10 protein-coding genes and 2 tRNA genes are annotated in these 12,931 nt (G+C 35.0%); 4 read left to right on the forward strand and 8 right to left on the reverse strand.

All coding sequences use genetic code 11. The features are described 5' to 3' along the window. Positions 1 to 112 precede the first annotated feature (112 nt). From Q7C23_RS00310 to Q7C23_RS00330, 5 genes are all read right to left on the reverse strand, one after another. A complete protein-coding gene (locus tag Q7C23_RS00310) occupies positions 113 to 1,471 on the reverse strand; it encodes a TolC family protein (protein WP_375030664.1) in 1,359 nt (452 codons plus the stop codon). Positions 1,472 to 1,811: 340 nt separating this feature from the next. Continuing rightward, positions 1,812 to 2,633 carry an AraC family transcriptional regulator gene (locus Q7C23_RS00315; protein WP_375030665.1) on the reverse strand — a complete coding sequence of 274 codons (822 nt, stop codon included), beginning with the start codon at positions 2,631 to 2,633 and terminating at the stop codon, positions 1,812 to 1,814. A gap of 168 nt (positions 2,634 to 2,801) precedes the next feature. Continuing rightward, a tRNA-Asp gene (locus Q7C23_RS00320) sits at positions 2,802 to 2,875 on the reverse strand. Positions 2,876 to 3,365: 490 nt separating this feature from the next. Further along, a tRNA-Asp gene (locus Q7C23_RS00325) sits at positions 3,366 to 3,439 on the reverse strand. Positions 3,440 to 3,525: 86 nt separating this feature from the next. Next, on the reverse strand, positions 3,526 to 4,452 hold the full coding sequence (locus Q7C23_RS00330; protein ID WP_072970290.1) for a DUF58 domain-containing protein: 927 nt from the start codon (positions 4,450 to 4,452) through the stop codon (positions 3,526 to 3,528). Positions 4,453 to 4,895: 443 nt separating this feature from the next. Here Q7C23_RS00330 and Q7C23_RS00335 point away from each other — a divergent pair, with 443 nt between their 5' ends. Next, on the forward strand, positions 4,896 to 6,476 hold the full coding sequence (locus Q7C23_RS00335) for a M61 family metallopeptidase (protein WP_375030666.1): 1,581 nt from the start codon (positions 4,896 to 4,898) through the stop codon (positions 6,474 to 6,476). 390 nt (positions 6,477 to 6,866) lie between these two features. On the opposite strand, the gene trxA is transcribed toward Q7C23_RS00335, so the two are convergent. Beyond that, the gene (trxA, locus tag Q7C23_RS00340) at positions 6,867 to 7,184 is read right to left on the reverse strand and encodes a thioredoxin (protein ID WP_012023423.1); all 318 of its coding nucleotides are present in this window, start codon (positions 7,182 to 7,184) and stop codon (positions 6,867 to 6,869) included. A 240-nt stretch (positions 7,185 to 7,424) separates the two neighbouring features. Between trxA and Q7C23_RS00345 the strand changes: the two genes are divergently transcribed. Beyond that, positions 7,425 to 9,881, forward strand: a complete 2,457-nt coding sequence (locus Q7C23_RS00345; protein ID WP_375030667.1) for an AsmA family protein — start codon at positions 7,425 to 7,427, stop codon at positions 9,879 to 9,881. Positions 9,882 to 9,966: 85 nt separating this feature from the next. Here the strand turns inward: Q7C23_RS00345 and Q7C23_RS00350 are convergent, their stop codons facing one another. Beyond that, complete coding sequence (locus Q7C23_RS00350) at positions 9,967 to 10,326, reverse strand: DNA/RNA helicase domain-containing protein (RefSeq protein WP_375031152.1); 360 nt, start codon at positions 10,324 to 10,326, stop codon at positions 9,967 to 9,969. 437 nt (positions 10,327 to 10,763) lie between these two features. Between Q7C23_RS00350 and Q7C23_RS00355 the strand changes: the two genes are divergently transcribed. Next, entirely contained in the window at positions 10,764 to 11,048 is a 285-nt protein-coding gene (locus Q7C23_RS00355; protein WP_375031153.1) for an HPF/RaiA family ribosome-associated protein, read from the forward strand. Between the two features lie 144 nt (positions 11,049 to 11,192). Here the strand turns inward: Q7C23_RS00355 and Q7C23_RS00360 are convergent, their stop codons facing one another. After that, positions 11,193 to 11,876 (reverse strand): hypothetical protein, encoded by a 684-nt coding sequence (locus Q7C23_RS00360; protein WP_375030668.1) that lies wholly within the window; start codon positions 11,874 to 11,876, stop codon positions 11,193 to 11,195. A 404-nt stretch (positions 11,877 to 12,280) separates the two neighbouring features. Here Q7C23_RS00360 and Q7C23_RS00365 point away from each other — a divergent pair, with 404 nt between their 5' ends. Continuing rightward, on the forward strand, positions 12,281 to 12,772 hold the full coding sequence (locus Q7C23_RS00365; protein ID WP_375030669.1) for a nuclear transport factor 2 family protein: 492 nt from the start codon (positions 12,281 to 12,283) through the stop codon (positions 12,770 to 12,772). Positions 12,773 to 12,931 lie beyond the last annotated feature (159 nt).

Here is a 12,931-nt window from a genome sequence, read left to right on the forward strand (position 1 = left end):
CTATATCTTTTTGTCTATTTTCTATTCTCTATATTCTATTTTCTATTTTCCAAAATCTCGCCTCTTAAGTCTAAATCTTGTCTCTTGCCGCTAAAAGTCTTGCTTCTAAGATCTAACTTTGAGGCATTATCCCCGCCGTATGCAACAACTCATAATGTTTTAAAACAGCATCCAATCGGGTAGAAACTTTATTGTATTTTGCCTGTAATAAAGCATTATCAGCATCAACCATTTCGGTTATTAAAACCAATTGGTTTAAGTATTTCAGCTTTACAATGCGGTAATTTTCATTGGCTAAATCCAAAGCCTTGTCTACCACCACAAATTTTTCAAGGATTTCCTGATATTGTGTATGCTCTTTGTATAGCTTATCCTGAATCTCATCTTTTATAATTTCAGACTGCATTTGTTGCCATTCGATTTTGGTATTGGCCTGTTGCATTTTGGTCCTGTTTTTATACAAAGCCGAAATGTCAAAATGAGCCTCGATACCCACTTGACCTAAAGTGTACAAATACGGATTTGGCGGAAAAAATTTGTAGTTCGGATAGTAAAATCCATAATTCCCGAAGAAGTTTACCGTTGGCAGATAATTGCCTTTAACCAATTTCAACTCGGTTTTTTTGATATCCAATTCCTGGCTCGCAATTCGCATTTCTTCATTCTGAGTAGCTTTACTCAAATAAAAGTCATAGGGATCTAAACCCTGCATTTCATCCAGATTTGCCGTAGTATCAATCGCGATTTCTTCATTTTCCGGAAGCTGAATTAAAGTTTTCAGATCGTGAAGCGCAATTTTTATGTTTTTGGAATTCGTAAGCGCATTTAATTCACGATCCGAAAGCTGTAATTCGGCTCTAATCACTTCATTTTTGGTAAGCGTACCGTGTTTTTGAAGTGACTGTACTTCTTTCAATCGGCTTTTTTCTTCTTTGATATTTTCTTCAAAAATCTTCTGAAGTTCCATCATTTTATAAATTGCCAGATAGTTTGCAACCACTTCCAGCTCAATATCATTTTCAGTCTTTTCTGTTTTTATTTTGGCGATTTCACTTTCCTGATTCGCAATTTTGATGGCGTTATTGATCTTATTTCCAGCATAAATTGGCATTGTAAAAGTGGAATTTACCTGATAAATTTCAGGAATTGCCTTAGTAACTTCTTTACCGTTCAGGAAACCGCTTCCTTTGAACTCCGTAATATTGGTAATTCTCGAATACTCGCCGTTTAATTCGATCTCCGGCAAGCGGAGTTCTTTTCTTTCTTTGATGTTTTGCTCTGATAGCGTTGCCTCCAATTGCGATCTGAGGATTTTTTTATTGTTTTCTTTAGCCAATTTCAAAGCTTCACTTAATGAAACCGAATGAATTTCCTGTGCTTGTACACTATTGAAGATGAATACAATTAGAAATAACAGCAGGATTTTGAGAAAACAATCTTCTGTAGAATTTGTTGTTTTATTAAGGAACATGAGTACATAAATAAATTATGGTGCAAAGTTCCCACATTATTTTGTTGACTGATAATTCTAAAAAGTCAATAACATATTCATTTCAGACAAATGTTAAAATTGTGATTTTCGAAAACGTTATATTAAAACACTGAAAAACAATTCATTAAAACATTTCTTATTTTAAAGGTTTTACGCAGATTTAAAAGGATTTAGGCAGATTATTATTTATTAGGGATAGTTTATGAGAAATTTAAAAAGATTTAGACAGAAATTTTTAAAATAAATCTGCGCTGAACTGCTAAAATCTGCCAAATCTGCGTGAAATACTTTTAAACCCATCTGCGAGAGAAATAATTTTTTATCTGCTTTTTAAAATATCCTCCCCGTTCAGGTAGTCAGAAGGTCGTTGTCCGAGGATTTTGAAGAAGGTATTACTGAATGTCGGTACACTACTATAACCAACCTCCAGCGCTACTTCTTTGACCGAAAGCTTTCTGTCTAATAGCAATTCTATCGCTTTCAGAATTCTTCTGATGGTATAATATTGTATGAAAGACATTTTGAGATCTTTTTGAAACAAGCGATACAAAGAGCGCTCGCTATATCCGAATTCATGGGCAACTTCAGAAAAGAGAATTGTTTCTCCTAAATTATTCTCAACATGTCGAAGGATTTTCCCTAGTCGTTTGTCTTTTGGCTGTGGTAATTCCAAAGGCAGATTGTTTGTGCAAATTTGAGGAAGAATTGCTTTTATCGCTTTGGCAATTGTAAAGTTCGGAGAACCTTTCTTCAAATCACCATTCCACTGATTGGTAAAAAGCATCATTTGAAGCAGTAAATTATTCACGGGATAAATACCTTCATTTTTATAAAAGGCATCTTCATCCTTCTCCACTGGAAAATATAGATTTCGCATCATCACATTTTCCGACTTTGGCTGAATACTGTGCTCTAAGCCAGCCGGAATCCAGATAAAATGTCTTGCCGGTAAAAAATAGCTTTTTGTTTCGGTCGTTACAAAAACCACATCCCCTTCGGCATATAGCATTTGTGCTTTATTGTGTTTGTGCGTCGGAACCAACAACTCTCCCATCAAATCATGATGACAATAAATGCTTTTTTTATCAGCATCTACTTTTGTGAGGTAATACTTATCTATTTTAAAGGTTGATCTTTCCATTGAAGATAATATCTTTCTTGCGATATATAAATGTAAGGAAAATTAAATTCCAAATTCCAATTAGTACATTGGTCGTTTGGGATCTGGAATTTTTTATTTGGGATTTATTTTAGAAAACTTTCTAAAATAAAAAAGCCTTTCCGTTAAGAAAGGCTTCTTCCAATATTGCGGTCTGGACGGGACTCGAACCCGCGACCCCATGCGTGACAGGCATGTATTCTAACCAACTGAACTACCAAACCAACTGCGTTATTGTGAGTGCAAAAATACAACAGAACTTTGATTCTGCAAGGGTTTTTGCGAATAAAAATTCATAAATTTTTAATCATCTGATTTTAAATAAATTCCAAACTTAAAAATTCCAAATTCCAATAATAATAGATGGGTCTTTATCTAAGTTTGAAACAATAACAAAGGTTTTTCTTTCTCTTTATTGTAGCGAACAAGACTCGAGCGATAGCGACTGAAGAAGCAAATCACATAACGGATTTACAGTACGTCGCTCTCTGGATGTGATTTCTCGTTCCTCGAAATGACAAACTATGCGTTTAAATGGAATTTGCCAAATGGCTATAAATCAAAAAAGCCATCCACAAAAGTGGAAAGCTTTTCATTGGTCTAACTACTAAACCAGCTACGAGTTACAAAGTCGTAGCAAACAACACAACTAATCTTAGATACCGTTTTTGGGCAAAAAAGCCTTTCTTAAAAGAAAGGCTTTTCCCAATATTGCGGTCTGGACGGGACTCGAACCCGCGACCCCATGCGTGACAGGCATGTATTCTAACCAACTGAACTACCAAACCTCTGCGTTATTGCGGTTGCAAAGATAGTACAGAATTTCATTTCTGCAAGTGTTTTGCTAAAAAAAATTAAATATATTTTCAAATTCTTAGCCAAAGTTTTGTTTTTCAACTAAATATGTAGTCAGAATTTTTTCAAAATTATCGCCAACATTCACCGGAACGTACTTAATTTGGTTCTTGGCGCAGGTTAAAGCCAGGTTTTTAAAGTACGCTTCAGCCCTTTTTTCGTATTCCACTTTTACATTATCAGCAAAAATCGATACTTCTTCACCTGATTCTACATCAATAAACTTCCGTGGTGTATTATCAAAATCGAATTTCAGCTCGGTTTCATGATCAACCACGTGAAATAAAACCACTTTGTGTTTGTTGTGTTTAAGATGTTGCAATGCATTAAAAAGCTTTTCGTCATCTTCTGACTGAAACATATCGGTAAACAGAATAATCATCGAACGGCGGTGCATTTTCTCCGCAATTTGATGCAAGTACGTAATCGTATCTGTGCTTTTTTTGACTTTTGGCTGTTCTAATAATTGCTCCAGTTTATTGAGCAGCATTCTATGATGACGGTCACTTCCTTTTTCGGGAGCGTAATATTCGTAACTATCTGAGAAAACGCTTAACCCAACGGCATCACGCTGTTTCTTTAAAATATTCATCAAAACGGCCGAGGCCAAAACGGCAAAACCAATCTTCTTTTCATAAAAAGGCTGATTCGATTTTAGTTCAGGATAATGCATTGACGACGAATTATCGACAATAAGATGACAGCGTAAATTGGTTTCTTCCTCAAAACGTTTCGTGTACAAACGATCGGTTTTGGCAAATAATTTCCAATCGATATGTTTGGTACTTTCTCCTGCATTATAGACTTTATGCTCAGCAAATTCAGCAGAAAAGCCATGAAACGGACTCTTATGCATTCCGGATATAAAACCTTCTACAACCTGATTCGCCAGCATTTCGAGATGCTGAAAACTGGAGACTTTCTCTATTTCCGATTCAATTTTCATTCGGTTTCTTTTTTAATATTTTGAGCACGGCATAAACTCGTCTGTCGCCTGAAATAATTTTCGTTTTAATATTGGACTAAAATTAGGGTTTTCTTTTAAGAAACGCTGTACTTCATCAAAAGCATATTTTGAAGAATAGCATTTGTTCTGAAACACCATTTTCTAAAACAAGATTTTCTGATAAAAATAAAATTTAAAACCTTAATAAATCGCCTTATTTATCTTTTTTATTAATTTCTATTATTATCCCGTCTTCTTATTACCTAACAATCAGTCGATCATAAATTACAAGGCCTTTAATTTAAGCTTCGTTGAAATCGCAAACATTAGATAATATAGCATAATACATTTTACTGTTTTTTTCTTATTTTGCTATCGATTAATTGTAAAACACTCAAATACAATTGCGTACGCCAAGCACTTTTAATTTAAAAAAACATCGCATGACAAAGACATTAAAACTGAGTTACTTCCTCCTACTTTTTCACACCTTTATTTTTTGTAATGCGTCAGGCAAAATTGTCAATGAAGAACCAAAACTGAATTACACTGTTTCGTTTGAAAATCCGGAATCGCACTATCTTGAGGTTACCTTAAATTTTGATAATATTCACGCTAAAAAAACCACTTTATCACTACCTGTATGGACACCGGGTTATTATTTAATTTTAGAAACGCCACGATATATCATAGATTTTGAAGTTGTAGATGAAAACGACAAAAAGATTTCATGGAAGAAAAACACTAAAAATTCCTGGGTTATAGAAAATGGTGCTAAAACTAAATTCGCAGTAAAATACAGGGTTTTTGCAAATAAAAAATCAGTTGCAGAATCGTACGTTGACGCAAACAAGGCTTTTTTAATGCCCAACACTATTTTCATGCATATCGAAAACAGTATCAACAATCCTGTTACTTTGACATTGTATAAAAATGCAAATTGGAGCACTATTTCGACAGGGTTAAAATGCATTGATAAAAACAAAAACACCTATTACGCTGAAAATTTTGACATTTTTTATGATAGCCCAATTTACATTGGTAACCAAAAAACTATTAATTTTGAAAATGAAGGAAAGACCTATTCATTAGGGATTGCCACGCCGCAAGGACTGGATGACGAGAAATTTGTTGGTGATCTGAAAAAAATCATGAGCGCAACAACGTCAATCATGCAAAAAATTCCGTACGATCATTACAGTTATATTATGATGGAAGCCGGAGGCGGAGGACTAGAACACTGGAACTCACAAGCCATTTTTACAAAAGGTTCTTTTGATGCCAAATCAAAACAAGAATATACTGATTTCATGAATTTTATCACACATGAGTATTTTCACTTATATAATGTAAAAGCAATCAGACCAATAGAATTAGGCCCTTTTGATTACAATAAAGAAAACTACACCACAATGCTTTGGGTTTCAGAAGGCTTTACAGTTTATTACGAATACATAATTATGATGAAGGCCGGTTTACTTGACGGCAAAGATGCGCTGAAATACCTTTCGAGCTCCATAAAAAAATATGAAAACGAAGAAGGAAGCAGACATATGTCGCTTGCACAATCTAGTTTCGACATTTGGCTGAACTTCTTTAATAATGAAAGCAATGCCAAGCAAACTGTAATATCGTATTATGACAAAGGCCCTACAATAGGTTTATTATTGGATTTAGAAATTAGAAACAACACGAATAACAAAAAATCACTAGATGATGTTATGCGTTTTTTATATAACGAATACTATATGAAAAAGAAAAGAGGCTTTACTGAAGCTGAATTCTGGTCTGTCTGCGAACAAACATCACAAAAATCCTTAGACGAAATAAAAACATACGTTAACAGCGTAAATGAAATTGATTATCAAAAATACCTAAGCTATGGAGGTCTTCAAATCGATTTGACACCCGTTAGTACGGCAGAAAAAAACGATAAATTCACGAAACGAAATTATACCATTTCCGAATTGCCTAATACGACTAAACTCCAGCTAGAAATCAGAAAGTCTATTTTCAATTTTTAGGCAGTTTATTAAAATAAAAAAGAGATTCAGATTAAAGAATGTTTGCTACTAATTTTATTTTGAATGCTGCTTAAAAAAGTTAGCCACAGATTAAGGGGATTAAAATGATTTCTTTTACTTTATAATTCTCTCGCAGATTCCGCAGATATGGCAGATTAATAAAATTCAGACCCCTTTTATCTGCGAGAGAAATTAATTTTAAAAATCATTTTAGTCTGTGTAATCTGTGGCAAAAAAAACCAATTTTAAAGCCAGTAAAAATTCGCGCAATTGCTTCGCCTATTCACTATAGCACGAGTCGTGGCAACCCTTTACAATTCGTGGCTAAGCCCCAAATAAAAAAGGCTTGACTTTCGCCAAACCTTTTTTATATCAATTATAATCTTACGATTACAACAAAGCATCTAAACTATCCGCGTAAGTTTGTTTCGGAGCAACTCCTACTTGTTTACCTACAACTTCACCGTTATGAAAAACCAAAACGGTTGGTATGTTACGCACACCATATTTTGCAGCGAATTCCTGGTTAGCATCCACATCCACTTTACCAACAACAACTTTACCTGCGTATTCGTCGCTTAATTGGTCAATGATTGGTCCAACCATTCTACAAGGACCGCACCATGCTGCCCAAAAATCTACCATTACTGGTTTATCTGACTTTAAAACTACTTCGTCAAAAGTAGCATCTGTTATTGCTAATGCCATAATATCTTAGGTTTAAATTACGTCTGAATTATTAATCTTCAAACTAGAGTACAAATTTAAAAATTAAATACGAATGAAACACCATTCCCAAATTAGTTTTGATTATAAATGTATTGTCAATAGTTATATAATTTACATGTTTGGGCTTTCTAAAACATTTTATCTCAATAAATTGAATATCAAATTATTAAAATAACATTAATTTTTATGTTATCTTTAATGTTGAGAAAATTCGTTCCTATGACAGCAACTTTACATAGAATAAAAAACTTTCTACAATCAGCCGGTTTTAAAAAATACGCCAAACGCTTTGGATATTTTGTTTTAGGACTTGTCGCATTAGTGTTAATTGCCGGTGCCGGACTATCGATTTATTTTAATCGGAACAAAACCGAGATAATGGCCAAAATCAATACCAAAATCAACGATAATATAAACGGTGATTTTCATATTGGCGATTTTCAATATAAATTTTTAACCGGTTTACCCAATTTTACTGTGGCACTAAAAGATGTTGAACTCAAAGACAAACAGTGGAAAACCCATAAACATACTTTACTAAAAACCAAAGAAATCGAAGTGCGTTTAAACGTTTGGAGTTTGCTTCAAAAGGAAATCAACATTCATAAAATCCTGATCAACGACGCTCAGATTTATCTTTATAAAGCCGAAAACGGCTATTCTAACTCAGATATTTTTAAACCAAAAAAGAAAAAAACACCCGAAACTCAATCTGACAGCGAAACCACCATTGATGAAATCGACCTCAACAATGTTCATTTTGTGCTGGACAATCGCATTGGACATAAATTATTTGATTTTGATGTCGCCAGCCTAAAATCGAAAGTAGATTACGACGGAGACGACTGGAAAACCGATTTGTTTCTGGATACTCAAATTGGCAGTTTGGCCTTCAATACCGTTCACGGAAGTTTCGCCAAACAAAAACGACTCAAAGGCACTTTTGCCGTTACCTATTCTGCTGAAAGAGAAAAAATAGATGTAAAAACAGATGGTTTAAAAATTGGATCCGATTCTTTTGACATTGTTGCTTTTTTCAATTTAGCCAAAGGCAGTGCGCTGTTCGGCATCAATATTAGTACTACGATTTTATGGCAAAATGCTTCCAATTTATTATCGGCAAACATCAGTTCTAAGCTGAACCATTTTAATCTAAAAAAGGAAATTGATGTGAATTGCGACATCAAAGGCGATTTTAATGCCGAAGGTGATCCACGAATTGTTGTTCAGGCGGAAGTTCATAATAATGAATTGAGCATTCCGGATGGATTATTGACTGATTGTAATTTCAAAGGCATTTTCACCAATAATTTTAAACCAAAAGAAGGTTTTAGCGATGCGAATTCAGCTGTAATTCTAACCCGTTTTTCTGCAAAATACAGAAATGTGCCACTTAAAATTGCCCAATTATCGATCAACAATCTCGAAAAACCATTGGCAACCGGAATAGTGAATTCTGATTTTGACCTTCCCGTTATGAACGAAGAAAACACCGAGAAATGGATTCATTTTACCGAAGGTCACGCCACGCTCAACCTTAAATTTCAGTTTGATATTGTCAATTTATACATCACCAAACCACGTTTTATTGGCAATGTCGATGTTAAAAATGTTTCTTTCCATTTTATTCCCAAAAACATTCATGCCGAAAAAATCAACGTGCAGCTTGAGTTTACGCAAGAAGCCCTGATCATTAATAAAATTGCCTACAAAAATAAAAACAACACCATTTTTATAGACGGAAAAATCAATAATTTCCTTAATCTCTATTACGATGCTCCCGAAAAAATGGTCGTAAACTGGAATATCTATTGCCCAAGCATAGATGTCAGACAGTTTATGGGCGTTCTGGCTACTTCTCAAAAAAAGAAAGTGAATGCCAAAAAACCATCTATGTCCCAACAGTTACGTAATGCCATCGAAAAATGTGTTGTCGACATTAACCTCAAAGCCGATAAAATCACCTACAATAAATTAACCGCCACCAACACCAAGGCCCAAATCCAAATGATCGATTCCCGATTGTTGATCAAAAACGGTTCACTCCAAACTTGTGGAGGAAGTATTAATTTTAGCACCACACTTTCGCCAAGTGGCAAAAATTATAGTTTCGTCTCCAACGCACAGGTCAATCAGGTTGATATTACCAGTTTTTTAAAGTCCTTTAGCAATTTCGGAATCAAATCGTTTACTCCAAATAACATTCGCGGAAGGCTTACCAGCAAGGCCGATGTAACCGGAATGATCCATAACGGTGAATTAGTCCCTAATTCAACACACGGAAGTCTCAATTTCAAGGTCAGTAACGGTGCTTTAGTCAAATTTGAGCCTATTATGAAAGTGGGCAAATTTGCGTTTCCGTTTCGCGATGTCGAAAACATCACTTTCAGCGATTTATCCGGCGATTTCAAACTTCGTGGTGAACTCGTCGATGTAAAAAAACTCACCATAAGTTCCAGTGTTCTAAACCTCGATGCCGAAGGTATTTATTCCTTTGGCCGTGGCACCAATATGGCGCTCACCATCCCACTCCGAAACTCCAAAGACGACGCCAAACTCGCCACCAAAGCCGAACGCGACGCCGTCCGCGACCGCGGAATTGTCCTGCATTTAATTGCCGTTGATGATAATGGAAAAATGAAAATTAAATGGGGGAAGAAGGATAAGGGGAAATAAATTTATTAGAATATTCAGGAGCTATTTCCTGCTATCCGCTTGTATCAGAGCTAGGAGACTTGGTTTCAAGAGAAGTTTAGAAAAATTAAATTTCTTCTATCCCTAAAGATTTAAAGAATTCAAAAGTTCCATCATACATAAATTCCTGTCTCGTTACATCTTCATTATTCCCATTTGGAATATAAATTACCATTCCTTGTCTGGCTCTCGTTAATAAAACTCGGTAAGAATTAATTAAGTAATTTGTTATTTCAGGACTATTAATATTTTGCCATTTGGTCCCTTTAAATTTTCTATAATTCCATTCATTATTGTAATAAAATAAATCTCCATCCCAAGCAACGCAAGTCCAATCTAATTCTAATCCTTGTATATCGAATTCTGTAGCAACTTCTTCAAGAAAATAAGACGAACGAATATCGTCCTTATCATTTAAAAACCAAATTACATATGATTATATACAATTTGGTTAATTTAAAAAAATATGATCGAATATTCAATTTTAGAAATCCCAACTGTACTTAATCCACCCGTAAAACTTATAGATATTATTTACAATTGTCCTATTTGTGATTATGAAATTGAAATAGATATGGATGTAGATGATAGAAGTTTTGTAAAGTGTGATTGCTGTGATCAATAATTAAATTTAGAATTAAGAAAATCTAAATTAGCAATAATTACCTCTTGCCTTTTTTGTTTGCTCTTGATTGTCGAGCTACTTACGGGGATTCCTCGTGCCTCGCAATGACAAAAAAATGCACACAAAATTTCATAATGTTTCCTTAACTCACTTGGCTTTTCATCTTAAAAAAGATAGCTTTGAGAAACAATCATTAAAATATAAACCATATAAAAATTCAAATCAATACCGACAAAAACATCGAAGGACACGAAAGATTAGAAGCTTATTTTTCTGGAGAATTAGAAAAAGGGCTTACCCGTTTTGAAGAAAAAATAACTCGCGTTGAAGTACATTTTGGAGACGAAAATGGCGAGAAATTCAGTTTAAACGATAAGAAATGTGTAATCGAAGTCCGTACAGCAAAACTACAACCCATAACCGTTACAGAACACTCAGATACACTTGAAAAAGCTTTTAGTGGCGCTTTGGCTAAAGCCAAAAAAACACTGACGACTACTTTCGAAAAGCAAAAAAGTTTTTAAATAGAAGATTTCATAAAAAAAAGACGTTTCGATTTGAAACGTCTTTTTTTTATTTTTAAATAGGTTCAAAGGCTCAGAGAGACAAAGAGACAAAGATTTTGATTTCTTTGTGCCTTTGAGCCTTTGTAGCTTTGCTCCTTTCCTTTATGATTTCGGTAAAGGCTGACCTACTGCGATGTCGCAACGGTGTCCTGGTTGTCCGTGAGCTGGATTCATTCCATCGGCAACTTTAGGCGCTTCAGTACTCAATAAAGCCGGAACTGCATTTGTATTATTCGCTGGTGGTGTAACTGTAAAAGTTTGTGAAGTACTTCCGCTTTGGGCTGAAGTTGAAGCTGAAGTTGCCGCAACTGGTTTTGCAACCGGAGAATTTAAAGGCGATCCAACCGGAATATCACATCTGTGCCCTGGCTGACCGTGCGACGGATTCATTCCTTTCGCCACTTTTACCGGAGCTGCAGCAGTTGTAGTTGTAGTTACCACATTTTTCTGATTCGGATTTACCTGTACCGTTTGTGTTGGTTGAGCAGTTGCCGTTTGTCCTTGCGTTGGAGCAGAATTCAACGGTGCACCCACTGCAATATCACAACGATGTCCTGGCTGTCCGTGTGCCGGATTTAATCCTTTTGTTTCACCCAATACCGTATTCGGATTAGTCTGTGGCTGTGGGGCCTCCACTACCGACTTGACTTTTGCCGTATCTTTTACCAATCCCAATTTAACTAATTCAGAAGTTGGTGTACTTTCCTGAGGTTCTAATTCCTTTTTGCAAGACACAAAAAACAATGAACTAATAACAATCGAACTGATAAATATTTTCGGATTCATGATCTGGTATTTTAAAACAATCAAAGATAGTAAATGAATGTTTACAGCATATAAGTTATGTAAGAGAATTTAAGTTTTGCTTTACTTTGTAGATTAATCTCCCAGTCCCGATAGCTATCGGGAGCAGTCGCAAAGTTTTGATTTTTAGGTTCGGTTTGTCATCCTGAGGAACGAAGGAACACAATAGTAGCTCCGCAACGAGAATCGCCAATCTTTGTAGAATTCCTTGTGTGTTCCTTCCTTCCTCAGGATGACAAATAAGCCTTACGACTCCTATCTCCAATACTTATATGAGCTTCTATTTAAAAAATTAAGCACAAAGTAAACACCCCAATTAAATGAACTTACATCACTTATATGGTGAAAAAATATTTTTCTTACCTTTAACTCAAATAACCTGTCTTATGAAAAAATCAATCCTACTTTTATTATTTGTGACCGTTTTTGCTAATGCTCAAAATGCGGAAAAAGAAAAAATCAACAAAACACTCGATGCCTGGCACAAAGCCGCTGCCGATGTGAAATTTGAAGACTATTTTAATGCAATGACAGAAGATGCGATTTTCATTGGGACGGATGCTACTGAAAACTGGGTTAAACCAGACTTTCAGACTTGGGCACAACCTTTTTTCAAAAATGGCAGAACTTGGAATTTTACGACTCTGGAACGTCATATCTTTTTTGACAAAACCGGAAATGTGGCCTGGTTTGATGAATTGCTAAATACACAAATGAAAATTTGCCGCGGTTCTGGTGTTTTGGTAAAAGTGGGAAAAGAATGGAAAATTCAGCAATACGTTTTATCGATGACGGTTCCTAATGACGAAGTTGATGCTGCGATCAAAATAAAAGCACCAATCGAAGATGCCCTGATTGCGAAACTTCAAAAAAAATAAACATTTTAGAACTTTCTTATTATAAACCTAACTTTTATAGCACGTTACAAATCACAATAGCAATTTAATTATAACATATTTGACAATTTGCACTCTTTTTTTTGATTCAGAAATACAATTCTATCAAAAAAAGGATCTGAATTTTACAAAATTAACTAA

Origin of the sequence: Flavobacterium sp. LAR06 (assembly GCF_041946075.1) — a bacterium.
Lineage (GTDB): Bacteria > Bacteroidota > Bacteroidia > Flavobacteriales > Flavobacteriaceae > Flavobacterium.